Source organism: Cupriavidus sp. MEYA8 (assembly GCF_059278825.1).
The window spans coordinates 791,070-817,807 of record NZ_CM181222.1 but is presented as its reverse complement, the minus strand read 5'-3'; the positions used below and the strand labels follow the sequence as shown (position 1 = coordinate 817,807).

Below are 26,738 nucleotides of genomic sequence, written 5' to 3'. Positions count from 1 at the left end.
GTGACTCCTGAAGTCACTTATGGGGATTCCTGGAACATTCATGCAAGATGCCACGCGGCGACCGCCGTTCGCCCAATCCCCCAGTAGCCAGGCAAGGCAGTCTTTCGCCAGGATCGATCCAATCGATGTCTGGGGAGAGAGACTCTTCTTCGCAAAACCGATCGCAAAGTTGGCTTCCGCCTTCGTTGCTGCTCTTCCGCGTTTCACGTTGGCGGAGTCGTGCTCTCATCGTGATGAAGATGCCGTAACGATCCTGAGCAATGCGATATGGGTGGAAATGATTACCCGTTGGCAATGGAAGATCAGCGCCCACAACGGTGACAGTTGTTCAACACTGCCATCACCATGCCACCCTGGCAGGCAATGAAGGAAGATATCGTGCCGAGAGAATCTACAGAGACCACTTACCGGATCATACATGTCACGCGCCTTCTGCGCGACGGCCATGTAGGCACGTCGCAGAAGAGGAACACCCAGCGATTCGGAGTCATGCGATTGGCAGCGCCCAGATGGCGTCAGGCAATCACGCTGCTGATTGACTGGGATCGCGCTGTCAACGAAGGCTGGCCAGACCTGCGGTCACCGTCCTGCACCCGAACCAGGGCCATCAGGAGCATCGGTCGCAGTCATCAAGCAAGCATCCGCCGGCTCGCCAGAAATGGAAACTGAGATTGCGTGAGGCAACTTCATGCGTACGCTGTTGTATTTCAGTCTGAAAGACATCGCCACGGCACGACTGGCACAAGTGCGAATCGGCGATTTGGCCGGTACCTCAGCACGCGTCAAAGGGCCGTGGTTTGTCCAGCGCGACAATCAGCCAGTTGAGGGATTTCCGCAGACTGACATCGGCCAGACTACGTACCGCGAAGAGGCGGCGATCGCCGGAATCTTCGTCGGCGCATTTGTGGGCGCGCTTGTCATCTTGCGATACGGAGTCTCCGTCGGCGCCGGTGCCACGGCCGTTGCGTATGTTGGCGCTGTCATGCTTGGCGCGATGATCGGCTGGTGGGCCGGCGGATTGGTCGGCGGCAAGATCGGTCGCCTTCGGTTGTGGCGGCAGAATGCGCAAACTGCACGGGGCCCGTTGTTGATGATAGCCAGTTGCGATTCGAAATCGAAGGAGGCCTTGAAGCAGATCATCAAGGAACTGGGCGGCGTCAGGATCGACGAGCATAGTGACCTGATGCCGAATTTCAGATGGCTATGATTGCCGCTTCGGATCGGCCGTGGCGATGCCCCCTCGGATACGTACGTTACGCAGGCTGAACGAAAAGGCGAAGCCCGAACTGTCACCAGGAAGTTTGGCTGTCAAATCGCCAGGTGCCTATGGTTGGATCCTGCTGCTCCGGGCTCAGATCAGCTTCGATTCCTACTGGGTAGGGCATTACGTTGACAAAGTCACTCCAGGAAGATTGAAGATGGCTATGGATCGCGTGACCGAGTATCGTGGGTTCGATATCCATGTCGATCTCCATATGTCAGCCAAGGACATGTTCGACGTCTGGTTCCAGGTCGAGGGGCCCATGAGACCGCCGGGCGTCGCGGCGTTTGGCAAGCGAATCAAAGTCTTTGGCGGGCCTTATTCCAGACGTTGGGCTTACCTCGTGGCGGAACTGGCAGGGCGGGCCGCCGTGGACGTTGTTCTTGGACCGGATGAATGAACGGAGGCCGGGAGTTGAGGTCAGATATGCAAAGACGCGTCACGATCGGTGAATACGAAGTGTTGATCGAGGCTGAGCAACACCTCGGTCCCACCCAGTTGGTCGGAGCGATTGGCTACGTAGTACGCTACTCGATCGCTCGTACGGACCGCCGGCCCGTCAGAGGTGATCTTCTCAGCGTACATTCCTACGATCTCATTGACGGTACCGGCTACTTCCACAGCCTCGATGCGGCGTTTGACTATGGAGACGCAAAGGCTCGCGATGACATTGCTACCTTGTCGCCGAAAGTAAATCGGACACATCCCGGCATATCCGCGTATGCTCGGTGATGAAAGGAGACCGACATGTCTCAGAACAACGCAATCTACAAAGGCTTCAGGGTATCTGCGAGGGTGCGTCACGTATCCGGTGCAGTCCCCGGTGGCGACCTGGTCCACCTGCGCTTCCTCGCTACCGTAACGATCACGCAAGTCAGTTCAGGAATGGGTTCCCGCAGACGGCTGCCACCCATGATCCAACATTTCGCCAGCGCGCCGCACACTGCCATCGCACTGGCCTTGTCATCGGCCAGGGACGCAATCGACGGCTTGCCCACCTTCGTCAAGGCGAGGTAGTCTCGGCGGCCATGCCATGGGCTCTGATCGAAAGAGAAGGGGAGGACATCATGTCGAGACAGCTCAAGAACAAGGCCGAACTACGCGCCATGCTTCGTGCGGAACAGGAAAAATTTACAGAATGCGAGGGCGCTTGCTTTGGCGACGTGTTCTGGCATGCCGCAGATGCCGGGGGCTGCAACTGGAGTCTGTCAACCATGGAAGGCGGCAACAGCGCCGCGTGCCTGGAGGCGATCCGCCCCTTCGCCAGCCGGCTGCGCGAGCTGTACAACGTGCCGGACGAGGGAAAATAACGCATTACGGCCGCCGTACGAGTGACCTGTGCATGGTTAGCCTGTCTGTAGGCAAGTGTATGTCCGAAGAAGGGTCTCAGCGTTTACGATCACAGGCCGACGATCGACTCACCTGCGACCAGGCCATCGATAACGTGTTCGCCGTGTCGTACGGCGGCACGCTTCGCCAATCCCAAGTCAGCCCAGTGCATATCTGGAACGTGGAACACCCGCGCGTTATTTCCACTAGGTGGCTGACCTTCCCGACAGATGACCACGGACGCACTGTATGAGCGGTCTGGCCGGCGCTCGTGCCATTTGCGAGGTGCGTCGAATTTATAGACCAACGGGTAGATATCAAAGCCCTTACAGTTTGCTGCAGGATAGTTGTCCATCATTTCACTCCAAGTATGGTTTGTTCCCGTATGCGCTTTTCGTGATGGCGTTAAGGTATTTCATCAGGATTTTTGACTATCCACTATGGCATTACTTTATGTTCTTCATATTCGATCTAAATAAAGGCCGCTAGTGCACGACAATTCTTATTCGCTGTGAACGCTCATGGAATTTTTACCTTTCCATGGCGATACGCGGCGACGCCTCAGATCAGGTCATGAATAATATCGACAGCGAATTTTCCATAGTGGACGGCAGCCTGCTCCGCGGCCGCGCGCGTGTAGTAATCATCCTCTTCGTCGAATGATTCACAGAGCATTCGATCGTCCCGATTCGCTGTGTAACGGATGGCCATCATATAGCGCCATTTCGGCCCGGGAGCGCCAGTTCGAACACACTCGCGGGGAGACTCGAATGCCGCGACGTGTATGTACATGCCTCGATACTCCTGGCACAGCCAACTCATTCGTGCTTGCATGGCGAACGCTCGTCAGTGAGCATCTTTGCAACAGCACATACCATCACCAGTAATGATGTGGAATAGGCGAACACACTGAGCCAATGGAGCATTCTGCTCGGTATTTCGCTTCGTCGTTGTCGCCAATCAAATAGCTGAGAGAGGACAAATAGGATAAAACTGGAAGAGTAAACTGCCAACACACGCCCCCCCTCGTAAACGAATAGCGTTTCTCTACAGTCAGTGGTTCAGCGATCCCCGATGAGGAATGGCTCAATAGAAAAGAAGTGGGCTCTCGCAGACCCTGGCTGGCATATGGATTCGCACGCTTCGCGTTGTGTCTTGCGGCAATCTACGCCTCAGTAAGTAGGGCGCAGCGAGAAGATCAAGGAGGCGGCATTGATGACGGTCGCCCCGTAGAGGCCGACGTTTCAACGCAGGTGGCATGGCTGCTTGAAGATCCTGCTCAGTAGTTATACGGAGCTTTCCAACCGTAGTCAATGAGACTATCGCGCGAATCTGCAAGCGGTCTACCCAAGGCGGCGTAGTATTGTTCTGCGCACTCGGATCGGCATGACGCTGTCTTGTAAGGAGAGCCGCTCGAGAGCGCCATGACCTGCGGAGCGGTTGCCATGACCCATGCGGATCATGCACAGCGCTGGCGCCAAGCGACGGTTCGCGCCAGGGTTGGATATCGCTACACGGTAACGGCCGGTGCGGTTGCAAAGGGATGCTGGCTCATGGGGATATTCTGCCAGAGCAGCCGTTCCGCGCGTCGTTCAGTAACCACGCCTGGCGCCAGCGAGCTAAGACTTCAGGCTGGCGTCTGCTCGATCGTGGCCGTTCCACGTCAGGCGCCACGCCATATTTGGGGTCTTCTCCACCAGTCTATGGTCCTGCAGGAGCAGGAGATGGTGGGCTAGCCTGGAAGGGTCGACATTGCAAGAGCCTTGCCAAGCTGGACGTCGGTCATCGAGGCCTGGATCTCGGCTCGTAGCGCCAAGAGGATTCTGTCCAGCAAAGACTTGTCTCGTTGCATCTCGCACCTCGGATCCTATTGGCTTACGCCATGTATTGTTGCTGCGTGGATTGGAGTGCTATGTGGATCCAGAGGTTGCGCTCTCGTGTACCTGGACGAAGACAAAGATGGTCCTATACCGAGGTGGTGTCAACGGTGGTCGCCATTTCGGGAACGTGGAAACGCCGCATTCGCTCAGAACTTGTGGCGATAGTTGATGCGTCCCTTTGTCAGATCGTATGGCGACATTTCGAGCGTGACACGATCCCCGGCAAGAATACGTATGCGATTCTTCTTGAGCCGCCCGGACGAATAGGCCCAAACCTCGAAGCCATTCTCCAGGGTGACACGAAAGCGGTTATCCGGAAGGACTTCCGAAACCTTTCCGCCAAATTCCACCAGTTCTTCTTTAGCCAAGGACGCTCCTTTCTGATTCAGCGAGTGCCACGCGGTAGCGTGGAATGGGTTGCAGCTTGCCGATGCGGGGATGGTTGCAGGCGTATGTGTGCCACTGCGCTTTCCCCTGCGCTACGGGCGGCTTGCCTGGCCTTGGCTTCCGTATGGTGCGTGGCATGCCGCATCGAGACGTTGGCGACGATGCGTTCAGCGCCGTCCTTATACTCGGAGATCATGTAGTTCGCGAACCAGACGCCGGGCTCTTGTTGGATGGGGTAAACCGAAACGGTGAACGGAGTAATGCTGGGATTCAAATTGTTGCTTGTTCGGAAGGCGCTCGATTCCGGAGGGCATGTCCAGCGTTCCCATTTGGTGTGGTACGTGCGTGCCCGGCGATCGGTTGCCATTGCAAAAGCCAGTGTCGCGTCCCGCGTGCCATCGCAGGCGGAGAAACTGGCGTGGGATTGACCGTGCTTGCGCTAGCCAGTACGCCTAGTACATGCGCGCTGGTTACGGAGCGGACGCGCCGCGGGTCGGAGATGATTGCGGCCGATTGTTGCCGCGAAAGGTTCGGGTGTACGCCCGTGCTGCCGCTAATACTCTTCTAATGATGATGTCTGGCGGACGGCGCATTGGGCATCGACTGGTGTCGACACAAACGCATGGTACCACCTGCGGGGATTTCCTGCCTGGAGGGTGCGTCCTAGGCCGGCGGGTACCGCGCATCCGGGGTAATTCCATGGAGTGCCGAATCCATCAGGTCCGATCGCCTTACCGGATCATGCCTCGGTCAGGGGCAGTAGGATGTCGGCATACCAGGCGGAATTCAAGCCCAAGGCTTCGTCCAGTTCAAAGTCCCGCGAGCCCACGTCCAGTCTGGCCGAATGGGTGCCGAGCAGCATCCCCGGCAGCGCGCGCGTGGATGCATCGATCCTGGGTATGCGCATGACCACCGGTGCTCCACTTGTGCCGCGATGCGTCCTCGCATCGGTCAGGAAGTAGCCATGCCCCTGAAAGCGCATGCCGAACGAGGACGAGATGACTTCCTGGCGTACGACGGGCAGATGATGAAGCGTGTCATGGAAACCCAGCGGGAAGCCGACGCTCAGCACCGGAGTGCCTGCTTCGATGCGTTCGTGTGGCCGGTAAAGGTGGGCCGGCGTAAAGGCACGGTAGACCGCTCGACGGCAGAACGGTACGGTCGAGTTCGATCAAGGCCACGTCGATGCCGCCGCCGCCATCGAGCCCATCGCGCCAAACACTCTTGCCGTCGCGATACAGTGGAATTGAGAAGCCGATGGACTCCGCCAAGTTGTCCGGATTGACGTGCAGCTCTGTCTCGATCCGGTCGGGAAGTGTCTTGTCGGCTCGTCGATCAGCACGTGCCGGCTTGTCACAATGAACAGTCGCTGGCCTCGTTTGAAGAAAAAGCCGGTGGCGTTGGTCTTTGCCTGTTGAGCTTCGAATGTGGCAACGCACGTGACGGCCAGCAGGATTGGCTCGATCATGATTCGGTGGTCCCCCTCTGCTCGCTCAACAGCATAGTCGGAATGCACCGCGGTTCAGCGCCGCCCAGTTCGATCGCGGTCCTTGCCTGAAAAATATGTGTTGGCGTTGGCATCCATCGACTACAGGCTTGTGCTGTCACCCAAGGCACGACGACCCAAAAGGTTGTGATGGCGGGAGTGTAGACGGTGCAAGAGACCGGTCATGTCTCTCCGTATCTGTGCAAGTCTGCAGCATGTGGCTCGGCGTATCAGCCACCATCGCCGGTCTTTTCGCACGGCACCAGCGACCAGCCTTGCGGACCGCTGTCCTTTGCTTCACGGTAGCTCCAGATTGCGCTGCAGTCCGAGCAGCGGAATGTACTGATCGTGCTCGTGACCGACCGAGGCATCTTGCTTCGACGGGTATCGATGATGCGCAACCCGAGATGTCCAGGGGCACCGGAGGCGTCACTCGCCACAGCGAGACAGTTTGCGCAGAGAAACATACCGACCTCTTGTGCTGAAGGCGTACCACTGTAGCATGCATCGCGGAACAATCCGGCACTCTTTCTCGGACGTCTTCAGCGCATTGGCTTGTGACGGACCTGGCGAGTACGTATCGATCGCCGTGAGATCTTCATTGACCGCGATGCGGCATGCCTGTATAAGAATAAATGCAGGATCTTCAAGCGTAACCTCGAAGCGTTAGGTACACGCCCCGGCGGCGCCACTTTCTCTCCATGTTTCCTCCTTGATTGTCATGCCTCGCCCGCTTTTTCGGCTCGGCGAGAATTCTTAAGGGGTCCTCACATGGAAACCGGTACTGTAAAGTGGTTTAACGATTCAAAGGGTTTTGGCTTCATTACGCCTGATGCAGGCGGAAACGACCTGTTCGCTCATTTTTCCGAGATTCAGGGGAACGGGTTCAAGTCGCTCCAGGAAGGCCAGAAAGTGCGCTATGTGGCTGGCGTAGGCCAGAAGGGCCCGGCCGCGACCAAGATCGAACCGATCTAAGCCGACCGTTCAAGGTGCGCAAGAAGCCCCGCCAGGAAAGCCGGCGGGGCTTTTTCTTTATTGGTTCACCGTGATGGGTGCGGAAGGAGTAGAGTCGGAAACAGGTCTTGAAGTCGGAGACTCCCCCGAAACTCCAGGATCGCCAGTCATGCACAACGCAACCTCGCCATCCAGTTTTCTCTGCACGCTGTTCGCCGATGGCAAGGGCCTTGCCTATCACGTGTCTGTCAGCTTCCGCGACAGCACTCATGCCGGGGGCATCCAGTTCACCAGCTTTTTCGGCACGGGAAGACGTTCTTTTGCCGTACGAAGCACCGATAGCAATCTGCCGTCGGCAACTGACCAGACCTCCGAAGTGCTGTGTCGAATCGCGATCGGCCAGGTCGTACGAGATCATCTCTATGAGAAGGCCACCGAGGGAGAGCATCTGCTGGATCCGGATGCATTGCCATTGGAGGGGGAACTCAGACCCGTGGGAACCGGCAATAGCGCAAAGCCGCCACAGCGACGCTGGCCCGGCTAGAGCGATTGATACGGTCGGCCATGCCGCGCAGAGCGAGGGGTGAGGTGGCTGGGGGCCAGTAGTGTTCTGCGCCGCGATCAAGCCATCAATGTTCTGCTACCCTTCCTGATGGCCGCCCCCTCGCGAGACCCAGGCCGCGCCGGCGAAGGAGGGACGCCGCGTCTCCTTTCCGCTATATTCCGATCGTGGCCGACGTTGGAAGCTTGCGCTGATAATCGACGGCACCGAAAGCAAAGCAAGTTGGGGAGCGCAAGCTGCCGTTCGGCAGTGCAAGACGGGTGGTCCGGAAGTCTGTACCCGTGAAGGTGTCGCCAGGTTTTCCAAACTATGTTCCCGTTCTGGCTCAGGTGCCAGCATGCGTGAACTCTCGGCAAATTGGCCCGAAAAGCGAACCTCCCGATGAGTTGGAAGGTTTCCCGGAAACCCATACGGCACAACGGTTTCAGGCTGATTGATAGGGGCCAAAAGCTGAGCTTTCCATACTTTGTTCCCGACAGACAGCCAGTGCTTCATGCTGGACCGGCGAGAGCTTCGTCAGCAGCGCGGAAGCCGCGGCAGGGGCATCTCGGGTGCCATCGTCGACACGTTGGTCATGCATCGGAGGAAACCTCCTGTCGGGATCGATGGCATTGATGAGCCCCAGATAGGCATCGGTCTCCGCGCCTTGCGGGCGAAGCGCAATCTCGATCCCGTCACACCTTCCTGACGAACTCCGATTTCAGGCTCATGGCACCAAAGCCATCGATCTTGCAGTCGATATCGTGGTCACCGTCAACCAGGCGAATGTTCTTCACCTTGGTGCCCATCTTGACCACACCGGCCGATCCCTTCAGCTTGAGATCCTTGATGACTGTGACGGTATCCCCATCCTGCAATACGTTGCCGGCTGAATCGCGATAAACCCGGGCTTCCGCTTCGGCCGGTGCCGATGCCTGCGCCGACCATTCATGAGCGCATTCCGGGCAAATATAGAGACCCCCATCCTCATAGGTGAACTCGGAATGACATTTCGGGCAGGAGGGTAACGCGCTCATGGATAATCCTTGGGTACCTGGTGAAGGCCGGAAGTATACCGGCCGGTTCGGCGGCCAGGCTGAGTACGACAACTGGGCCAGCCAGGGTGCCACCGGGCTTGAGCGCGAGGTTACCGGTCCGTCCACGCCGGCGCCCCGCGCGCGGCGCTTCCGCTGCCGAGCACTTCGATCAGATACTCGACGAACGACGCGATCCGCGATGAAATCGCCGTGTTGCGGTAGTAGACCGCATGCACCGGCTGCCGCACGTCCTGCGTTTGGCGCGCAAGGACCTGCACGAGGCGCCCGGACTCGCGGTCCTGCGCGGTCATGAAATCCGACAGGCAGACGATGCCTGAGCCGTCGAGCGCAAGTTGCCGGAGCGTTTCACCGCTCGACGACCACACGGCCGGCGCGATCCGGTACGGTTCCCCGTCCGCGCCAAGTATCGGCCACACGTTCAGCGACTCGGGCTGGTTGAAGCCGAGCAGAGCATGCCCGCCAAGGTCGTCGGCCTTGCGCGGATGGCCATGTGCGTCGAGATAGGCGGGACTGGCGAGAATGCGCACCCGGCTATTGCCGATCAGCCGGCTATGCAGCGTCGAATCCTTCAGGCGGCCGATCCGGATCGCCACGTCGGTGCGCCGCTCGAGCAGGTCGATGATGCCTTCGTTGCTGTTCAGCTCCAGTTCCACCTGCGGATAGCGCTCGCGGTAGCCGCGCACGAGCGGCACGATCACGTGCAGCATGAACGGCGTCGCGGCGTCGACCCGCAAGCGCCCGGACGGCTTCTCGCGCCGCGCCAGCATCTGTTCCTCGGCGCTTTCGACCGAGTCGATGATCGCCCGCGCATTCTGCAGGAATGCCCGGCCTTCCTCGGTCAATTCCAGGCGGCGCGTGGTCCGGCGCAGCAGCGTGGTTTTCAGCTTTTCCTCGAGCCGCGCGAGCGTGCGGCTGGTGGCCGACACGGTCAGGTCCAGCTGCTGCGCGGCGGCGGTGATCGAGCCGGTGTCGACCACGGTCGCAAACGCCTGGATTTCGTCGAGCGTGATGTTCATTGTTGATCTGAAATCAAGACAGTCTGGTTTATAGACGACTTTTTGAGCGAAAGTAAAGCGGGCACACTGGCGTGCGGCAAGGTGCTTGGCGTACCCGGTGATCGGCGCGATCGCGCAGCGGCACCAGGCGACGCCGGCCCGGTAGTGCTGGCCTGGGCGCTGCAACTCGGCTACTCGGTGATCCCGTCGTCCACCAGGTGCGAGAACCTCGCCAGCAACCTGCTCGCGAACGCCCTTCGGCGGCGTTGCGCAAGGCCTCACCGATTCCCCCGCGCTGGCCCCGGCCGCAGCCTGAACCCCGCCATTGCAGGGGCTTCTCTACCTCCAGCTCCCTCCTGCGGCCGGTCGCTGTAGCTGGCCGGATACACCTCCCTCCCTCTTTCCTCCCGGAATGACGCCGCCGGCTGTGCCACCAGTCGCGGCCCGGGCGCCGCCGCGCCATAATAGCCGCCGCGTCCCCACTGCAAACCAGGAGAAATCAGTGAAACAAACCAAGACTTGCTGCCTGCTCGCCGTCGTTGCCGCGCTTGGCATGGCTGGCTGCGCCACCGAATCCTCGACCGCGTTGCCGGTCCAGAAGGTGGAAAGCGCCAGCCGCCCGTACAACGGCGTGCGCACGCCTATTGCGGTAGGCAAGTTCGACAACCGCTCGAACTACATGCGTGGTGTTTTTTCGGACGGCATCGATCGCCTGAGCGGCCAGGCCAAGACCAGCCTGGTCACCCACCTGCAGCAGACCAACCGCTTCAACGTGCTGGAGCGTGAAAACCTGGACGAGATCAGGCGCGAGGCAACCATCAAGAACCAGGCGCAGCGCCTGAAGGGGGCGGACTTTGTCGTCACCGGCGACATCACCGAATTTGGCCGCAAGGAAGTCGGCGACGTGCAGCTGTTCGGCATCCTTGGCCGGGGCAAATCCCAGGTGGCCTATGCCAAGGTCAACCTGAACATCATCAACATCTCGACCTCGGAAGTGGTTTATTCAACCCAGGGCGCGGGTGAATACACGCTGTCGAACCGCGAAGTGATCGGCTTCGGCGGCACCGCCAGCTATGACTCGACGCTGAACGGCAAGGTCATGGACCTGGCCATGCGCGAGGCCATCAACAACCTCGTGGCTGCCATCGAGAACGGGGCGTGGAACCCGGGTCAGAGATAACCATTCCATTACCAAAATGAAAACAATGATGATGCAAACGGTCACGCTGCGCAGGGCAGCGTTATGGTCTGTCGCTGGCAGTATCCTGCTTGCCGGCTGCGCGGCCCCACAGCCCATGTATCAGTGGGAGGGGTACCAGGCCCAGGTCTACGAATATTTCAAGGGCGAGTCCCGGGAGGCGCAAGTTACGGCGCTGGAAGCGGGCTTGCAGAAGATCCAGGCCAAGGGCGGCGCCGTGCCGCCGGGCTACCATGCCCAGCTTGGCATGCTGTACCTCAACCTTGGCAAGCCGGACCAGATGGTCAGCGCATTCCAGACCGAGAAAACCCTTTTCCCCGAAGCCACGCCGTACATGGATTTCCTGCTGCGTAACGTCAAGAGCGACAGCCGCACTGAAATCAAGGCGGACGCCGCCAAGGCCGCGCCCGCGGCAGGGAGTGCCAAATGATGCGCCGGATCCTGACCTATATCGCCAGCGTGGGTGTCGTGCTGCTGTTCGCCGGTTGCGCGGTGCAGAACAAGCAGGTGGACTACTCCGCGTTCAAGGCCAGCCGTCCCCGCTCGATCGTGGTGCTGCCGCCGCTGAACGAGTCGCCGGACGTCAAGGCCACCTATGCCATGCTGTCGCAAGCGACGGTCCCGCTGGCGGAATCGGGCTACTACGTGTTGCCGGTCGCAGTGGTTGAAGAGACGTTCCGGCAGAACGGCCTGACCGTGCCGGCTGACATCCATTCCGTGCCGGTGGCCAAGCTGCGCCAGATCTTCGGGGCCGACGCCGCGCTGTACGTGACCGTCACCGAGTATGGTTCGAAATACCAGATCATCAGCAGCGTGACCCGCGTGGCCGCCAACGCCAAGCTGGTCGATCTCAAGACGGGCGACGTCCTGTGGAGCGGTACGGCCGTGTCAGCCACCGACAGCTCCAGCGGTGGCGGCGGACTGATCGGCATGCTCATCAATGCGGCGGTGACGCAGGTCATGAACCACACGTTCGATGCCAGCTACAGTGTGGCGGGCACCGCCAGCTACCGGCTGCTGTCTGCCGGCCAGCCTGCCGGCATTCTCTACGGGCCGCGCTCGCCCAAGTACCAGTCTGACTGACCTCAGGCAAAACGGACCGGTGCCATGTGCCGGTCCGACCATGCGATCTCTCCTGATCTGGTGCCTTGGTCCCGTGCCTTGATCGCGTGTCTTGAAATCTCCAACGCTCCCCACTCGCCGGTCCCAGGCCTCCGTTTGAGGCATACTGCACGCACCCGCGTGCGCGACCCCCGTCCCGCAGCGCCCCCATCGACTCACACGAATGCACCGGCGCAGTCCCCGCGCGCGCCGGGTCCTCGCCATGCAAAACGTCGGAAGACTTGTCCGCAGCGCCAGCCTGAGTGGCTTCATCGAGCTGACGGAGTCGCTCGGGCATGATCCCGGGGCCTTGCTGCGCAAGGCCGGGCTGTCCGCGCGGCTGCTCAGGGACCCGCAGGCGCTGATTCCCAGCCAGGCGCTGCGCGAGTTGCTGGAGCTGGCCGCCAGCGCCACCGGTACGGAGGATTTTGCGCTGCGGCTGGCGGCGCGCCGCACGCTTTCCAACCTGGGGCCGATCAGCCTGGTGCTGAAGGAGGAGCCATCGCCGAGGCAGGCGCTCGATGCCTTGTGCCGCTACCTGAAGCTGATCAGCACTTCGCTGGTCATGCGCATCGAGGAGACCGGGCAGACCGTGGTCATCCGCGAAGACCTGCTGCCGGGGCCGGGCGCGCCAACGCGGCAGGCGATGGAGTTGAGCGTCGCCATGATGTTCCGGATCCTGCGCGAGCTGATCGGGCCGCAGTGGCGGCCGCAGCAGGTCTGCTTTACGCACCGGCCGCCGGCGGATATGGCGGCGCACCGCGCATTCTTCGGCCGCAACCCGATGTTCAACCAGTCGTTCAATGGCATGGTCTGCGCGACGGCCGACCTGGACACGCCGCGCACGCCCGACCATTCCGGGGCCATCCAGCTGGCACGGGACTACCTCGAGGCATCGCTGCGCCAGCGCGGCGAGGGCATGCGCGAGGCGTGCCGCGAGCTGATCATGGCGCTGTTGCCCGGCGGACGCTGTACCGCCCAGCAGGTGGCGCGGCATCTTCGGGTGGACCGCCGCACGCTGCATCGCCATCTCATCGTCGATGGGCTGACCTTCTCGGACTTGCTCGACGAGGTTCGTACCGAGCTGGTCAAACGGCACCTGCAGGAGAGCGACCTGCCGCTCGGCGAGATCGCGGGGCTGCTCGGATTCTCGAACCAGAGCAGTTTCAGCCATTGGTTTCGCGCGAGCTTCGGCTGCAGCGTCACGCAATGGCGCTTGCAGGCAGCCGTGTCGGGTGGCCAGCCAGCAGCGGAGCGCGCTGGCACGGGGCGCCGGCGCGCGGGAACTGCCGTCAGTCGGCAATAAGCACGATTTTTCCCATATGCTGGCTGCGCTCGATGTAGGCATAGGCCTCGCCGATCGCATCCATCTGGAAGGTGCGGTCGATCGGCAGGCGCAGCTTGCCTTCGCGGAAGAAGTGCATCAGGTCGCGCGCGCAGGCCTGCACGCAGGCGAGGCGTTCGGCCTCGGTGCGCGTGCGGAAGGTGGCGCCGATCAGCTTCAGCCGGTTAAGCCATAGCAAGTTGAGATCGACCTGGGCCGTACTGGCGCCGCCGAGGCGCGCCAGGTTCACCAGCCGGCCCTTGACCGCCAGGCTCTTGATGTGGTCTTCGAAGACCGTGCCGCCGATGGTATCGATGATGACGTCGACGCCACGCCCGTCGGTGGCGGCCATGATGGCCTCGACCTGCGATTCGCTCGATGCATTGACGCCGACATCGACGCCATAGCCTGCCAGCCGCTCCAGCTTGGCCGCCGAGCGCGACGATGCGATCACCTTCGCGCCAAGCGCGGAGGCGGCCATCACCGCGGCCATGCCGACCCCGCCCGAGGCGCCGTTGATGAACACCGTCTCGCCGGCCTTGAGCTCGCCGTTGCTGACCAGCGCGTCATGGGCGGTGATGAACACATTGGGGAATGCGGCCGCGTCGACCCACGATACCTCCGGCGGCACCGGCATCAGCGCCAGCGGCGCCGCGATGACGTACTGGGCATGACAGCCACGCCCATGGCCCATCACCCGGTCACCTTCGCGCCAGCCGCGGACCTGCGCGCCGACGCTGGCGACCTCGCCCGCGAATTCCACGCCGGCGGTCATCGGGGCACCGGTGCGGTGTTCCCGCATGTACTTGATTTCGCCATAGTTGATGCCGGATGCGCGTACGCGCACCAGCACCTCGCCGGGGCCGGGTTGCGGCGTGGGGATATCTTGCACGGCCAGCTGGCCACCCTCCGCGCGCGGTAGTACTCGTACTGCTTTCATGCTGTCTCCTGACAGGGATTGTGCTGGCAGGGCCGAGGCAGGCGCCCCGGCTGCCGTCATTCCGGCTTGAACTGAATCGAACGCAGCAGCTTGCCCTGGCGCTCGTAGGACTCGCGCACGTCTCTGGCAAGCTCATCCGTAGTGGCCGGCGTGCCGATCTCCATGCCCAGCTCTTCGATCTTGCGCTGCAGCGCGGGCGATTTCATGGCCGCGAGCGTGGCCTCGCGCACCTTGGCGACCACTGCCGGCGGCACGCCCGGCGCCGCCCACAGCCCCATCCAGCCCACCTCGCTCAGGTCGGGATAGCCCAGCTCGGCAAACGTGGGAACGTTCGGCAGCGCGGCGAGCCGCTGCGGGAAGGCCACCGCGAAGGCCCGCAGCTTGCCCGCCTTGATGAACGGCATGGACGTCGCCGGACCGTCGAACATCAGCGGAACCTGCCCGCCCATGATGTCCTGCAGCGCGGGCGGCGAGCCCTTGTAGCTGACCGCGCCGGTATCGAGCCCCGCCAGCCGGTTGAACTGGACGCCGATGGTGTGGCCGCGCAGGCCGATGCCGAAGTTCGCGATATCGACCTTGCCCGGATTCGCCTTTACGTACGTGACCAGCTCGGCGAGGTTCTTCGCGGGAAGACCGGGATTGCCGACCAGGACCAGGCCCTGGCGCGTGAGCTGGACCAGCGGGACGATGTCCTTGAACGGGTTGTAGGACACCTTGATCGCTTGCGGCACCTCCGAGGCGATGCCCTTCTGGATCAGCAGCAGCGTATAGCCGTCACGCGGCGCGGACAGCAGGCTTTGCACGGCGATGGTTCCCGCCGCGCCGGACTTGTAGTCGACGATCACGGGCTGCCCGAGCGGCCGTTGCAGTTCATGGGCAAAGAGCCGTGCCAGGATGTCAGCGGTGCCGCCGGGGGGCGCGCCGACGAGTATCCGCACCGGCTTGGTCGGCCACTCGGTGGCCGGCGCGGCGCGCACCGCCTGGGCGGCCGGCAGCAGTGCGCCGAGGGCAAGCGCGAGCACGACCGCGCGGCGCCGGGTCTGGGGGAAGCGTTTCATGTTTGTCTCCGTTTCTCTGTGTCCCCTCGGCCCTGTCGGCGGGCCGTGTCGGCGGGGGAGTGCGGCTTACTGGGTCTTGCGCAGGAAGCCCTGGGTAGCGCCGTTGCGGTTGGGCGCGAAGCCGTTGGCCCGCAGCGACTCTTCCACCGTGTCGTAGAACACGCCGATCCGGCAGATCTCGCGCGCCTCTTTGGCGGTGGCGATGTCACGGCCCAGTTCGCGGGAGATGCGCACCAGTTGCTCGATCTGGTCCACGGATCCCTGCTTTGCGGTGCGGCGCGGGTTCCACAGCACGTCCTCGGTGCCGCAGCGCACGTGCAGGCCCATGGCAATGCCCATGGTATTGACCGGCAGCACGTTGCGCACATTGCTCTCGACCGTCACCACCGCGCCGTCCGGCACCGCGCGCATGAAGTTGGCCAGGCTGTAGACGCTGGGCGTGTCCATGCCGCCGCCGATCGCCACCCAGTTGATGTTCAGCGGGCCCTTGTAGAAACCGCGCCGCATCAGCCGCTCCACCGACTCCAGGCTGTTGATGTTGTAGCACTGGAATTCGCTCTGGATGCCGGCGGCGGTCAGCCGGCGCACATGCTCTTCCACCCAGCCCGGATTGGCGGGCACCGTCATGTTCTTGTAGGCGTCGAAGAGCGCCATGTCCTGGCGCGAGGTGCCGTGGAAGTCAGCGTCTTCCGCATGGTCGGTGACGTTCATCTGCGAGGTATTGACCGTCACCGTGACCTGGTCCGGCGTGGGATCCAGGTCGGCCAGCATGTGGCGGGTGTCGTCCGACAGCCACTTGGCTGCCTGCCCTTCATCCTCCGGCGCGAAGGAAATCGAGCCGCCCACCTGGATGATCATGTCGGGCACCGCGGCGCGCACGCCGGAAATCAGTTCGTTGAACTTGGACAGGCGCTTGGAGCCCTTGCCGTCCAGTTCGCGCACATGCAGGTGCAGCACGGTGGCGCCGGCGTTGTAGCAGTCCACGGCCTTCTGGATCTGTGCCTCCATGGTGACCGGAATGTCTTCCGGGAAATCGGAAGGCAGCCAGCCGGGGGCATACGGTGCGGCCGTGATGATCAGCGGCTGCTGGTTTTCGGGAAAGAGGTGGCCGTCGAGGAAGTTCATGGGGAGTCTCCGGGTCGGAAGGCGGCTTCGGTTCAGTAGGGGATGTCGCCGACGATGGCTGCGCGCTCCATCTTGCGCGGCGCGGGAAAGTAGTCGTTGAGCGCGTAGTGCTGCGTGCAGCGGTTGTCCCACACGGCGACGTCGCCCCGCTGCCACGACCAGCGCACCTGGTATTCGGGAATGGTGGCGCGGCTGATCAGGTAGTTGAGCAGCAGGGCCGCGCCGGGCGCCTTGTCGATGCCGTGCCGCACATTGGCCGGCGTGCTGTAGTTGGTGAAGTAGGTCGAGAAGCCGGCACCGACGAACAGCACCTTTTCGCCGGTTTCCGGGTGCGTGCGCACGACCGGATGCTCCACGGGCGGATGGTCCTGCGCGAGCTTCGCGCGCGCCTCGGGCGTCATGACCGCGCCGAAGCTCTGCTCGATGCTGGCGCGGGCACGAAGCCCGTCGACCTTCGCCTTGATGTCGTCGGGCAGTTCCTCATACGCCTTCACCATGTTGACCCAGATGGTGTCGCCGCCGATGTCGGGGCATTCGATGCAGCGCAGTACCGCGCCCATGGCCGGATTGGGACGCCACAGGCCGTCGCAGTGGTAGTTGTTCTCGTAGCTGTGCGGGTTGTCGCTGCGATAGACACGCACCAGGCCAGGATGATCCGGATCGCTGCCGACCACGGGGTGGTCTTCCAGCTTGCCGAAGGCGCTGGCGAACGCCACGTGCTCGGCACGCGTGATGTCCTGCTTGCGGAAGAAGAGCACGCGATGCCTGAGCAGCGCTGCCTTGATGTCGGCGAACAGCGCGGGATCGCGCGCCGCGTCGCCGAGATGGATGCCCGTGATTTCGGCACCGATGGCCGGGGTGATCTGCCTGATCTCCATGTCATGTCTCCAGCAGTGATTGGATCTGCGTACAGGTTCAGGGCCTGCTTGGAGATGGAGTATCGGGCGATCGAAGCGGACCCGCTTGCTTTACGGGGACATTCGTTTGTTAATTTGGGACATGCGGAGCGCGCTTCGCCTGGCGGCGTGCCGCTTGATCAAGGCCACGTATCGACTGCTGACCTTTCCTCGCGAGATCTGTGCAAAAGGCTCGCTTTCCGGCGCACGCTAGTGATATGGCCTTGCATCACGCACGCGGCCGCCGCCGCTGCGCGGCATCACTGCTCCGGCTTCTGTTGCTTGTCGCCGAACGGGCTGCGCAGATGCACATCCCCGTCAAGACGATGGATATGCAATTCGGCCTGATGCCGCCTGGCCACGTTCCAGCCGGCCGCGATTGCCGCTTCCATGGTCGGAAACCGCTGGGGCTTGATATCGAGGCCGCTGAATTCCAATGTCCAGCCATGTTCCGCGGGCAGAACACGAATGATGCGCGATTGCATGATGACCTTTTTAGAGATACCGCTACGTAAGGCGGCCGCCGTCATTCTGCGGTCGAAATGCAATCCCCTTCACTTAAAGGCGGGTTTGGCATAGGCTAGGTCCGTACCAAGGTACGGAGTCAAGCGATGGAGCAAACACTGACGATCGGGAAGCTGGCCAAGGCGGCTGGCGTTGGCGTGGAGACGGTACGGTACTACCATCGCTGCGGGCTGCTGCCGGTGCCAGAGCGCGCCCATGGCGCAATTCGCCAGTATTCGCAACAGAGCCTGCAGCGGATGCATTTCATCCGCCAGGCACAGTCGCTCGGGTTCACGCTGGATGAGATCCGGGGACTGCTGCAGCAGAAGCATGGCCGGTGCAGCACGGCCCGAGCACTGGCCGAGCGCAAGCTCAGCCTGGTGGAGGAAAGGCTTAGGGATTTGCGCGGGATGCGCGCGGAACTAAAGATCCTGATCGGACAATGCCACGCCAATGGCACCGAGGATTGCTGCCCCTTGATGAACACCTTGTCTGCGAACGGCAACCCGGAAAACGGGCGCGCCGCGGCATTGCGGGGCCGGTGACGCAAGCCTGCTGACCGAGAAGGTCAGGGCATGCGGCGTGTCACGCCTGCCACGACGCGGCCTTGTCCCCCGACTTGCCATAGCGCTCCCGCGCCGCGCGCACGACATCGGAAGGCAGCTTGCCGTCATCGGCCAGCGCCCGCAGCGCCGCGACCACGACAGAATGGCGGTCCACCTCGAAGAACGCGCGCAACGCCTGCCGCGTGTCGCTGCGCCCGAAGCCGTCGGTGCCCAGCGTGACATAGCGCCCCGGCACGCACGCGCGGATCAGCTCCGGCACCGCGCGCACATAATCGGTGGCGGCGATCACCGGGCCGTTCGACCCTGCCAGCGCTGTTTCGACATACGAGCGGGCATGCTGGTCGTTCAGGCGGTTGCTGCGTTCCACGGCGATCGCGTCGCGCTGCAGCTCGGTGAAACTGGTCACGCTCCAGACCTGCGCCACCACGCCCCAGTCGTCTTCGAGCAGGCGCGCGGCGGCGATCACCTCGGGCAGGATGGCGCCCGCGCCGAGCAGGTCGACCTGGCTGGCATCGCGCCGTTCGGGCGTAAGCGAGTACATGCCCTTCAGGATGCCGTCGCGCACGGCATCGGCCGGCTGCGGCATCGACGGCTGCGCATAGTTCTCGTTGCCGACGGTGACGTAGTAGAAGACGTCGCGCTGCTGCTCACCCATCTCGCGCATGCCATGCTCCACGATCACTGCCACTTCATAGGCAAAGGCGGGATCCCACGCGCGGCAGTTGGGGATGGTCGACGCGGCCAGGTGGCTGGTGCCGTCCTGGTGCTGCAGCCCCTCGCCGCCGAGCGTGGTCTTGCCCGAGGTGGCGCCGATCAGGAAGCCGCGGGCGCGCTGGTCGGCAGCGGCCCAGATCAGGTCGCCGATGCGCTGGAAGCCGAACATCGAGTAGTAGATGTAGAAGGGCAGCATCGGCAGGTCGTGCACGCTGTAGGCGGTGGCCGCGGCGATCCATGACGAGATCGCGCCGGCTTCGGAGATGCCTTCTTCCAGGATCTGCCCGCCGGTGGATTCGCGGTAGTACAGCATCGAACCCAGGTCTTCCGGCTCATAGCGCTGGCCCAGCGGCGAATAGATGCCGACCTGCCGGAACAGGTTGGCCATGCCGAAGGTGCGTGCCTCGTCAGCAACCACCGGCACGATGCGCGGCCCCAGCGCGGCGTCCTTGAGCAGGCTGCCGAGCATGCGCACCACGGCCATGGTGGTCGACATTTCCTTGCCGTCCGCGGCCAGTGCGAAGCCGGCCCACTGGCCGGACGGCGGCACCGTGAGCGCGGTGGTCGCGGCCTGCCGGCGCCGCGGCAGGTAGCCGCCGAGCGCGGCCCGGCGTGCGTGCAGGTAGCGCATTTCCGGGCTGTCGTCGGCGGGTTTGTAGAAGCGCAGGTTGGCGACGTCGTCGTCCGACAGCGGCAGCTGGAAGCGGTCGCGGAAGGCCTTCAGGTCTTCCAGCTCCAGCTTCTTCTGCTGGTGCGTGGTCATGCGCCCCTGGCCAGCCGTGCCCATGCCGAAGCCCTTCATGGTCTTGGCCAGGATCACGGTGGGCTGGCCGCGGTGGCCCATGGCGCGTGTGTAGGCGGCGTGCAGCTTGCGCAGGTCGTGGCCGCCGCGGCGCAGGCGGTCGATGTCGTCGTTGCTCAGGTGCGCGGCGAGTGCGGCGAGCTCGGGGTTCTGCTGGAAGAAATGCTCGCGGTTGTAGGCGCCGTCGTTGGCGGAGAAGGTCTGGAACTGGCCGTCGACGGTCTGCGCGAAGGCCCGCACCAGCGCGCCGGAGCGGTCGCGGGCGAACAGCTCGTCCCAGTCCGAGCCCCACAGCACCTTGATCACGTTCCAGCCGGCGCCGGCGAACAGCGCTTCGAGCTCATCGACGATGCGGCCGTTGCCGCGCACGGGCCCGTCGAGCCGCTGCAGGTTGCAGTTGATGACGAAGACCAGGTTGTCGAGCTGCTCGCGCGCGGCCAGCGACAATGCGCCGATCGACTCGGGCTCGTCCATCTCGCCATCGCCGAAGAAGCCCCAGACCTTGCGCGACGACGCCGGCTGCAGCCCGCGGTTCTGCAGGTAGCGCATGAAGCGCGCCTGGTAGATCGAATTGATGGGGCCGATGCCCATCGAGCCGGTCGGGAACTGCCAGAAGTCCCGCATCAGCCAGGGATGCGGGTAGGAGCACAGGCCCGGCCCGCCGATCTCGCGCCGGTAGTGCTGCAGGTGGGTCTCGTCGAGGAAACCCTCCAGGTAGGCGCGGGCGTAGACGCCGGGGGCCGAGTGCGGCTGGAAGTAGACCAGGTCGCCGCCCTGTTCGGCGCTGTCGCCGCGGAAGAAGTGGTTGAATCCGACTTCGAACAGATCGGCCGCGGAGGCATAGCTGGCGATATGGCCGCCCAGTTCGCCATAGGCGCGGTTGGCGCGCACCACCATGGCCAACGCATTCCAGCGCAGCGCGGCGCCCAGCCGGGCTTCGATCTCCAGGTCGCCAGGGTAGGGCGGCTGCGCCTGCACGGGGATGGTATTCACATAGGCGCTCGGGCCGGCGCCGGGCGGCGGCAGGCCCTGCGCTGCGGCATGCGCCGCCAGGCGCCGCAGCAGGAAGCTGGCGCGCGCGCTGCCGGCATGCGCCAGCACGCCTTCGAGCGCGTCCAGCCATTCGCGCGTTTCCTGGGGATCGCTGTCCTCGTTGGCCGAAGGCAGCGCGAGCATCGATTGCACACCGTTTGCCAGGTTGGTCATGGCACCGCTCCTGTCCATGTTGCTTGTCTGTGGCGGCATGTCAGTCACGCTCGCCGATGCCAACAAGATTACGCCTGGAGCCGCAGAGAATGTGTCTGAATTTCCTTGCCAGAAGCGGGTATCACAGTATAAAAATTCTCAATAGATGCCAAAATCCGGAATTGTTACATCATGAACGACACCTCGCTCAGGCTCGATCGCATCGATATCGCCATCCTCAACCAGCTGCAGCAGAACGCCCGCATCACCAATGCCGAGCTGGCGCGCGCCGTGAACCTGTCGCCGACGCCTTGCTTCAACCGCGTCAAGGCGCTGGAGAAAATGGGATTGATCAAGCAGCAGGTCACATTGCTGAATGCCGAGGCGCTGGGCCTGCGCATCAATGTGTTTATCCAGGTCAGCCTGGAAAAACAGGTGGAAGACGCGCTGCGCCGCTTCGAGGCGGCAATCGACAAGCGGCCCGAAGTGATGGAGTGCTACCTGATGACCGGCGATGCGGACTACCTGCTGCGCGTTGTCGTGCCCAGCATGCAGAGCCTGGAGCGCTTTATCCTGGAGCAGCTGACCAAGATCCCTGGCGTGTCCAATATCCGGTCGAGCTTCGCGCTGAAGCAGGTGCGGTACCGCACGGCGCTGCCGCTGCCGGCGGGCGGATTGACCTTGAGCCTGGCGGAAGAAGAGGGCGAATAGCCTGCTGCGGGCTACGGCGCGCCACGCTCCTCGTTGCCGCCATCCACCGCGAATTCCGACAACGCCACCTCGCGGAAATGCCGAACCACCGGGGTGTCGTGCGCCGGCAGCCAGGTGAGCGCCAGGCCGATACCGGCACTGTCCGGATAACCCGCCAGGTCGCGGATCACCATGCGGTCGTTGGCAAAGCGCTGCATGATCGACGGCACCAGGGCCACGCCCAGCCCGCTCTCCACCAGCGCCAGCACGGTCTGCACCTGCGTGGCCTCCTGCGTGACGCGCGGCTGGAAGCCGGCCACCTGGCACGCCGACAGCGCGGCGCTGCGCAGGCCCGACGCTTCGGCCTGCTCGTACATGACAAAGCGCTCCTGCGCGAGGTCGGCCAGCGTCAGCGCGGGCTTGCCCGCCAGCGGGTGGCTGCGCGGCAGGGCGGCGACAAAGCGGTCGCGCTCCAGCAGCGCCAGCGCGGTATTGCCCGGCGTCAGCAGCGGCGTGCGCACCAGGCCCACGTCCAGCGCCTCGTCTTCCAGCCATTGCATGATGCGGGTCGAGGTCGCTTCGCGCAGCACCAGTTCGACGCCGGGGTATTCATTGCGGAAGCGCGTCACCAGCCGTGGCAGCAGGTGCGAGGTCGTGGTGCCGACAAAGCCCACCCGCAAGATGCCGGCCATGCCGCTGCTGGCCGACTGCACCAGCTCGCTGAACTGGCCGGCGTGGAACAGGATGCGCCGGGCCTCGGCCAGCGCGGCGCGGCCGGTCTCGGTCAGCGTGACGCCGCGCGGCTCGCGCACGAACAGGGTGGCGTCGAGCTCGGACTCGAGCTTCTGGATCGAGACCGTCAGCGCGGGCTGGGCGATATGCAGGCGCTCTGCCGCGCGGCGGAAATTGAGGGTCTCGGCCAGCACGACGAAGTGCCGGATGCGGCGCAGTTCCATGGGGTCAGCGGGGATGCGGGAGCCACATCTTAGTGCGCCGCGCGCCCCCCGGGCAACCGCGCGCGCCGGGTGGGTCGATAAACAGCGCTTATCGATCGCGCGGCAAACGATATTGGACGCCGGTTCCGCGGCGTCGCTACACTCGATTGCAAGCTGCGGTGCAGCAACAGATCCGTATCAAGGAACACTCAAGGAACACAACGGAGACAGCCGGCCGGGCGCAGGCCGCTCGCGCCGATCGCGCCCGCCGCGCCTGACCAGGCCTGGACCGACAGGAGCCTCATGCACAGCATTGCATCGCTCGACGACCTGCGCGCGCTTTGCGCCGCGCCCGCCGCCGTGAGCGAGTATTTCCCCATCGGGCAGGACGCCATCGATACCTTCGCCGAGCTGACGCATGACCGGCAGTGGATCTACGTGGACCCCGAGCGCGCCGCGGCGGATTCGCCATACGGCTGCACGGTCGCGCACGCCTTCCTGATCGTGTCGATGGTGTCGGCGGCGTTCGGGCAGTGCTTTACCTTTCCGGGCCGCAAGCTGGCGCTGAACTATGGCTTCGACCGGCTGCGCTTCACCGGCCCGGTGCCGGCCGGCGCGCGCGTGCGCGGCGCGTTCACGCTGCAGCAGCTCGACGAAGTCCGCCCCGGTGAAGTGCGCTGCCACTGGAAAGTAGAGATGCAGGTCGAAGGCAGCGAGCGGCCGGCCATGGTGGCGACCTGGCTGGTGCAGATGCGCTTCTGAAGTTCCCCAATATCAATCCCAAGCAGGACGAGACTCCCATGAGCATCAAAGGCAAGGCATATATCGTCGGGGCCTACGAGCACCCGACCCGCAAGGCGCCGGACAAGTCGGTGGCGCAGCTGCACGCGGAATCCGCGCGCGGCGCGCTGGCCGATGCCGGCCTGACCCTGGCGGACGTGGATGGCTACTTCTGCGCCGGCGATGCGCCGGGGCTGGGCGCCACCAACATGGTCGACTACCTCGGCCTGAAGGTGCGCCACGTGGACTCCACCGACACCGGCGGCTCCGCCTACCTGGTGCATGTCTCGCACGCCGCGCAGGCCATTGCCGCCGGCAAGTGCAACGTGGCGCTGATCACGCTGGCGGGCCGGCCGCGCTCCGAAGGCTCGACCGGCACGCAGGCGCGCAACTGGGGCGCCAACCTGCCGGACGCCCCGTTCGAGGCGCCGTTCAATCCCGTCACCGTCAACCTGTACGCGATGGTGGCGATGCGCCATATGTACGAGTACGGCACCACGCCCGAGCAGCTGGCATGGGTCAAGGTGGCGGCGTCGCACCACGCGCAGCACAACCCGCACGCGATGCTGCGCAACGTGGTCACGGTGGAAGAGGTGCTGAACTCGCCGTTGATCGCCGACCCGCTGCACAAGCTCGACTGCTGCGTGGTGTCCGACGGCGGCGGCGCGCTGATCGTGGCGCGGCCCGAGATCGCGGCCACGCTCAGGCGCCCGAAGGTGAAGATCATCGGCGCCGGTGAATACGTCAAGGGCCAGCTCGGCGGCGAGGTCGACCTGAGCTGGTCGGGCGCGAAGTTTTCCGGCGCGGCCGCGTTCGCTGAAGCCGGCGTGACCCCGGCCGACATCAAGTACGCCTCGATCTACGACAGCTTCACCATCACCGTGCTGATGCAGCTGGAAGACCTGGGCTTCTGCAAGAAGGGCGAAGGCGGCAAGTTCGTGGCCGACGGCAACCTGATCTCGGGCGTCGGCAAGCTGCCGTTCAATACCGATGGCGGTGGCCTGTGCAACAACCACCCGGCCAACCGCGGCGGCATCACCAAGGTGATCGAGGCCGTGCGCCAGCTGCGCGGCGAGGCGCATCCGGCGGTGCAGGTGAAGAACTGCGACCTGGCGCTGGCGCAAGGCACCGGCGGCTACCTGGGCTCGCGCCACGGCAGCGCCACCCTGATCCTCGAGCGCGAATAATGAACGATCGCCGGAGCAACTGACATGACGACCCCGCACACTCCCATGGCCTACAAGGCCCCGGACGAACAGCCCGACAACATCGAATTCTGGCAGGCCGCGCGCGAAGGCCGGCTGCTGGTCAAGCACTGCCAGTCATGCGGCAAGACGCACTGGTATCCGCGCACGCTGTGCCCGTTCTGCATGGGCGATACGGTCTGGAAGACCGCCAGCGGCCGCGGCACCATCTACTCGTACAGCGTCACGCGCAAGGCTGGCCCGCAGGCGTATTGCATTGCCTATGTGACGCTGGACGAGGGCGTGACCATGATGACCCATATCGTCGATTGCGATCTCGATGAGGTGCGCATCGGGCAGAAGGTGAAGGTCAGGTTCGCGCCCAGCGTGGATGGGGCGCCGGTGCCGGTGTTTGCGCCGGCCTGAGCGGTTCACGGCGGGCGATGGCGCTTCACTCCGTGGAGGCTCCCGCCCTCTCCCCCGTACCTCTCCCGCGAGCGGGAGAGGGGCTGGGGGAGAGGGCCAGCGCTGGCAATAGCGAGGCGCTCAACTGGCAATCTCAAGCCTTGGCAAGTCCCAGCGAGCCCACGCCCGAGACTTTCGGCTCAACCAGCGCCTGCGCCACCACCCCCGCCACCATATCCGCCGTCACCGCCGACAGCGTCCAGCCAAGGTGCCCATGCCCGGTGTTGTAGAACACGCACCGGGCCCGCCCCCGCCCAACACGCGGCAGCATATCCGGCAGCATCGGCCGCAGCCCCGCCCACGGCACCACGCTGCGCGTGCTGACGCCGGGGAAGCACTGCTGCACCCATTCCACCAGCGGCCGGATGCGGTCGGCGCGGATGTCGCGGTTGAAGCCGTTGAACTCCGCGGTGCCGGCCACGCGGAAGCGGTCGTCGCCCAGGCGGCTGGTGACCAGCTTGGTTTCATCGTCGAGCAGGCTGACGGTCGGCGCCGCGGTGCGGCTGCCCGCGTCGTTCAGGTTGACGGTGATGGAATAGCCCTTGACCGGATAGATGTTGACGCGGTCGCCCAGCCCGGCGGCCAGCGCGCGGCTGGCGGTGCCGGCGCAGATCACCGCGCCGTCGAAGGTCGAGGTGGCGCTGTCCGCGCCTTCCTGCACGGTCACGCTGGCGCTGCGGCCATCGGTGGTGACCTTGCGCACGTCCTCGCCGTAGCGGCAGTGCACGCCCATGCGCTCGATGGCGGCGGCCAGGCCGCTGGTGAACTTGTGGATGTCGCCGGTCGAATCGCTTTCGGTGAAATAGCCGCCGTAGTAGGTGCCGGCCAGCGTCGGCTCGATCGCGCGCATTTCCGCCGGCGTCACCGCGCGGCGCTCCAGCCCGCCCTGCGCCAGCAGCGCCGAGACGCGGCCCGCGTGCTCGAAGCCCGCCTTGTCGCGATAGATATGCAGGATGCCTTCGCGCTTGTGGTCGAAGTCGATGCCTTCCTGCGCCGCCCACGCGAACAGGTGCTCGCGCGCCGCGATGGCCAGGCGCGCGGTCTCGATGGTGTTGCGGCGGTAATGCGGGATCGAGGCGATGAACTCGGCGAACCAGCTCAGCTTGTGCCAGCTCGGGCGCGGGTTGACCAGCAGCGGGGCGTCGCTGCGCAGCATCCACTTCAGGCCCTTGATGATGGTGGACCAGTGCGTCCACACCTCGGCATTGGAGGCGGATAGCTGCCCGCCGTTGGCGAACGAGGTTTCCATCGCGGCGTAGCGGTGGCGCTCGAACAGGGTGACGGAGAATCCGCGCCGGGCGAGCGCGTAGGCCGTGGTGACACCGGTGATGCCACCGCCGATGACGGCGATTGTCTTCATGATCTGGCAGTCCAGAAACG

At 63.8% G+C, this 26,738-nt stretch carries 29 protein-coding genes and 2 pseudogenes; 16 read left to right on the top strand and 15 right to left on the bottom strand.

The features are described from left to right. Positions 1 to 688: 688 nt before the first annotated feature. From AC5WJ1_RS20825 to AC5WJ1_RS20810, 4 genes are all read left to right on the top strand, one after another. On the top strand, positions 689 to 1,207 hold the full coding sequence (locus AC5WJ1_RS20825; RefSeq protein ID WP_135703505.1) for a hypothetical protein: 519 nt from the start codon (positions 689 to 691) through the stop codon (positions 1,205 to 1,207). A gap of 217 nt (positions 1,208 to 1,424) precedes the next feature. Beyond that, positions 1,425 to 1,661, top strand: a complete 237-nt coding sequence (locus tag AC5WJ1_RS20820; protein ID WP_135703506.1) for a hypothetical protein — start codon at positions 1,425 to 1,427, stop codon at positions 1,659 to 1,661. A 347-nt stretch (positions 1,662 to 2,008) separates the two neighbouring features. Further along, positions 2,009 to 2,278: a GTP cyclohydrolase gene (locus AC5WJ1_RS20815; RefSeq protein ID WP_135703508.1), complete on the top strand. Its 270-nt coding sequence runs from the start codon at positions 2,009 to 2,011 to the stop codon at positions 2,276 to 2,278. 50 nt (positions 2,279 to 2,328) lie between these two features. Then, positions 2,329 to 2,571, top strand: coding sequence for a hypothetical protein (locus AC5WJ1_RS20810; RefSeq protein WP_135703509.1), 243 nt, complete (start codon positions 2,329 to 2,331; stop codon positions 2,569 to 2,571). Positions 2,572 to 2,660: 89 nt separating this feature from the next. Here the strand turns inward: AC5WJ1_RS20810 and AC5WJ1_RS20805 are convergent, their stop codons facing one another. From AC5WJ1_RS20805 to AC5WJ1_RS20785, 5 genes and pseudogenes are all read right to left on the bottom strand, one after another. Further along, positions 2,661 to 2,945 carry a hypothetical protein gene (locus AC5WJ1_RS20805; protein WP_135703998.1) on the bottom strand — a complete coding sequence of 95 codons (285 nt, stop codon included), beginning with the start codon at positions 2,943 to 2,945 and terminating at the stop codon, positions 2,661 to 2,663. Positions 2,946 to 3,151: 206 nt separating this feature from the next. Then, positions 3,152 to 3,382, bottom strand: a complete 231-nt coding sequence (locus AC5WJ1_RS20800; protein WP_240745759.1) for a hypothetical protein — start codon at positions 3,380 to 3,382, stop codon at positions 3,152 to 3,154. Positions 3,383 to 4,616: 1,234 nt separating this feature from the next. Further along, positions 4,617 to 4,838 carry a translation initiation factor IF-1 gene (gene infA, locus AC5WJ1_RS20795; RefSeq protein WP_135703512.1) on the bottom strand — a complete coding sequence of 74 codons (222 nt, stop codon included), beginning with the start codon at positions 4,836 to 4,838 and terminating at the stop codon, positions 4,617 to 4,619. A gap of 17 nt (positions 4,839 to 4,855) precedes the next feature. Beyond that, positions 4,856 to 5,131 (bottom strand): isochorismatase, encoded by a 276-nt coding sequence (locus tag AC5WJ1_RS20790; RefSeq protein WP_135703999.1) that lies wholly within the window; start codon positions 5,129 to 5,131, stop codon positions 4,856 to 4,858. A gap of 465 nt (positions 5,132 to 5,596) precedes the next feature. Further along, a pseudogene (locus tag AC5WJ1_RS20785) lies at positions 5,597 to 6,325 on the bottom strand (S1 family peptidase). Between the two features lie 789 nt (positions 6,326 to 7,114). On the opposite strand from AC5WJ1_RS20785, the gene AC5WJ1_RS20780 reads away from it, so the two are divergent. Continuing rightward, a complete protein-coding gene (locus tag AC5WJ1_RS20780) occupies positions 7,115 to 7,318 on the top strand; it encodes a cold-shock protein (protein ID WP_010812830.1) in 204 nt (67 codons plus the stop codon). A gap of 148 nt (positions 7,319 to 7,466) precedes the next feature. Next, entirely contained in the window at positions 7,467 to 7,841 is a 375-nt protein-coding gene (locus AC5WJ1_RS20775; RefSeq protein ID WP_494476938.1) for a hypothetical protein, read from the top strand. A 692-nt stretch (positions 7,842 to 8,533) separates the two neighbouring features. On the opposite strand, the gene AC5WJ1_RS20770 is transcribed toward AC5WJ1_RS20775, so the two are convergent. Both AC5WJ1_RS20770 and AC5WJ1_RS20765 read right to left on the bottom strand, forming a co-directional pair. Then, positions 8,534 to 8,875, bottom strand: a complete 342-nt coding sequence (locus AC5WJ1_RS20770) for a zinc ribbon domain-containing protein YjdM (RefSeq protein WP_133093400.1) — start codon at positions 8,873 to 8,875, stop codon at positions 8,534 to 8,536. 110 nt (positions 8,876 to 8,985) lie between these two features. Further along, positions 8,986 to 9,912: a LysR family transcriptional regulator gene (locus AC5WJ1_RS20765; RefSeq protein ID WP_135703514.1), complete on the bottom strand. Its 927-nt coding sequence runs from the start codon at positions 9,910 to 9,912 to the stop codon at positions 8,986 to 8,988. A gap of 63 nt (positions 9,913 to 9,975) precedes the next feature. Between AC5WJ1_RS20765 and dkgB the strand changes: the two are divergent. From dkgB to AC5WJ1_RS20740, 5 genes and pseudogenes are all read left to right on the top strand, one after another. Beyond that, positions 9,976 to 10,152, top strand: a pseudogene (dkgB, locus tag AC5WJ1_RS20760) (2,5-didehydrogluconate reductase DkgB); the annotation flags it as partial. 292 nt (positions 10,153 to 10,444) lie between these two features. Next, a complete protein-coding gene (locus AC5WJ1_RS20755) occupies positions 10,445 to 11,071 on the top strand; it encodes a CsgG/HfaB family protein (protein ID WP_133093421.1) in 627 nt (208 codons plus the stop codon). Between the two features lie 28 nt (positions 11,072 to 11,099). After that, entirely contained in the window at positions 11,100 to 11,519 is a 420-nt protein-coding gene (locus AC5WJ1_RS20750) for a DUF4810 domain-containing protein (RefSeq protein WP_133093420.1), read from the top strand. Continuing rightward, on the top strand, positions 11,516 to 12,172 hold the full coding sequence (locus tag AC5WJ1_RS20745; RefSeq protein WP_135703515.1) for a DUF799 domain-containing protein: 657 nt from the start codon (positions 11,516 to 11,518) through the stop codon (positions 12,170 to 12,172). The genes AC5WJ1_RS20750 and AC5WJ1_RS20745 overlap by 4 nt, the downstream gene beginning before the upstream one ends. 241 nt (positions 12,173 to 12,413) lie before the next feature. Further along, a complete protein-coding gene (locus tag AC5WJ1_RS20740) occupies positions 12,414 to 13,496 on the top strand; it encodes an AraC family transcriptional regulator (RefSeq protein ID WP_133093397.1) in 1,083 nt (360 codons plus the stop codon). Here AC5WJ1_RS20740 and AC5WJ1_RS20735 read toward each other — a convergent pair. The 5 genes from AC5WJ1_RS20735 to AC5WJ1_RS20715 all read right to left on the bottom strand — a co-directional run bounded on the left by AC5WJ1_RS20735 (position 13,483) and on the right by AC5WJ1_RS20715 (position 18,081). After that, on the bottom strand, positions 13,483 to 14,454 hold the full coding sequence (locus AC5WJ1_RS20735) for a quinone oxidoreductase family protein (RefSeq protein ID WP_133093396.1): 972 nt from the start codon (positions 14,452 to 14,454) through the stop codon (positions 13,483 to 13,485). The two genes, AC5WJ1_RS20740 and AC5WJ1_RS20735, sit on opposite strands and share 14 nt — an antisense overlap. 56 nt (positions 14,455 to 14,510) lie before the next feature. Then, the gene (locus AC5WJ1_RS20730; protein WP_133093395.1) at positions 14,511 to 15,512 is read right to left on the bottom strand and encodes a tripartite tricarboxylate transporter substrate binding protein; all 1,002 of its coding nucleotides are present in this window, start codon (positions 15,510 to 15,512) and stop codon (positions 14,511 to 14,513) included. Positions 15,513 to 15,578: 66 nt separating this feature from the next. Then, on the bottom strand, positions 15,579 to 16,637 hold the full coding sequence (locus AC5WJ1_RS20725; RefSeq protein ID WP_133093394.1) for a beta-keto acid cleavage family enzyme: 1,059 nt from the start codon (positions 16,635 to 16,637) through the stop codon (positions 15,579 to 15,581). Between the two features lie 32 nt (positions 16,638 to 16,669). Then, positions 16,670 to 17,515 (bottom strand): TauD/TfdA dioxygenase family protein, encoded by an 846-nt coding sequence (locus tag AC5WJ1_RS20720; protein WP_133093393.1) that lies wholly within the window; start codon positions 17,513 to 17,515, stop codon positions 16,670 to 16,672. A gap of 278 nt (positions 17,516 to 17,793) precedes the next feature. Further along, complete coding sequence (locus AC5WJ1_RS20715; protein WP_240745760.1) at positions 17,794 to 18,081, bottom strand: DUF2188 domain-containing protein; 288 nt, start codon at positions 18,079 to 18,081, stop codon at positions 17,794 to 17,796. A 63-nt stretch (positions 18,082 to 18,144) separates the two neighbouring features. On the opposite strand from AC5WJ1_RS20715, the gene AC5WJ1_RS20710 reads away from it, so the two are divergent. Next, positions 18,145 to 18,582 (top strand): MerR family transcriptional regulator, encoded by a 438-nt coding sequence (locus AC5WJ1_RS20710; protein ID WP_133093392.1) that lies wholly within the window; start codon positions 18,145 to 18,147, stop codon positions 18,580 to 18,582. A 40-nt stretch (positions 18,583 to 18,622) separates the two neighbouring features. On the opposite strand, the gene mdeB is transcribed toward AC5WJ1_RS20710, so the two are convergent. Next, positions 18,623 to 21,325: an alpha-ketoglutarate dehydrogenase gene (gene mdeB, locus AC5WJ1_RS20705; protein ID WP_494476937.1), complete on the bottom strand. Its 2,703-nt coding sequence runs from the start codon at positions 21,323 to 21,325 to the stop codon at positions 18,623 to 18,625. Between the two features lie 171 nt (positions 21,326 to 21,496). On the opposite strand from mdeB, the gene AC5WJ1_RS20700 reads away from it, so the two are divergent. Beyond that, complete coding sequence (locus AC5WJ1_RS20700; RefSeq protein WP_133093390.1) at positions 21,497 to 22,015, top strand: Lrp/AsnC family transcriptional regulator; 519 nt, start codon at positions 21,497 to 21,499, stop codon at positions 22,013 to 22,015. An 11-nt stretch (positions 22,016 to 22,026) separates the two neighbouring features. Here the strand turns inward: AC5WJ1_RS20700 and AC5WJ1_RS20695 are convergent, their stop codons facing one another. Continuing rightward, complete coding sequence (locus AC5WJ1_RS20695) at positions 22,027 to 22,950, bottom strand: LysR family transcriptional regulator (RefSeq protein WP_133093389.1); 924 nt, start codon at positions 22,948 to 22,950, stop codon at positions 22,027 to 22,029. Positions 22,951 to 23,232: 282 nt separating this feature from the next. On the opposite strand from AC5WJ1_RS20695, the gene AC5WJ1_RS20690 reads away from it, so the two are divergent. Genes AC5WJ1_RS20690 through AC5WJ1_RS20680 form a run of 3 tightly spaced genes read left to right on the top strand, consistent with a single transcriptional unit; the run spans position 23,233 to position 25,319 of the window. Beyond that, complete coding sequence (locus AC5WJ1_RS20690; protein ID WP_135703518.1) at positions 23,233 to 23,691, top strand: MaoC family dehydratase; 459 nt, start codon at positions 23,233 to 23,235, stop codon at positions 23,689 to 23,691. Between the two features lie 38 nt (positions 23,692 to 23,729). Then, positions 23,730 to 24,896 (top strand): thiolase family protein, encoded by a 1,167-nt coding sequence (locus AC5WJ1_RS20685; protein WP_135703519.1) that lies wholly within the window; start codon positions 23,730 to 23,732, stop codon positions 24,894 to 24,896. Positions 24,897 to 24,920: 24 nt separating this feature from the next. Further along, positions 24,921 to 25,319, top strand: a complete 399-nt coding sequence (locus AC5WJ1_RS20680) for a Zn-ribbon domain-containing OB-fold protein (RefSeq protein WP_135703520.1) — start codon at positions 24,921 to 24,923, stop codon at positions 25,317 to 25,319. A 133-nt stretch (positions 25,320 to 25,452) separates the two neighbouring features. Here AC5WJ1_RS20680 and AC5WJ1_RS20675 read toward each other — a convergent pair whose 3' ends face one another. Further along, the gene (locus AC5WJ1_RS20675) at positions 25,453 to 26,718 is read right to left on the bottom strand and encodes a D-amino acid dehydrogenase (RefSeq protein ID WP_135703521.1); all 1,266 of its coding nucleotides are present in this window, start codon (positions 26,716 to 26,718) and stop codon (positions 25,453 to 25,455) included. Between the last annotated feature and the right edge of the window lie 20 nt (positions 26,719 to 26,738).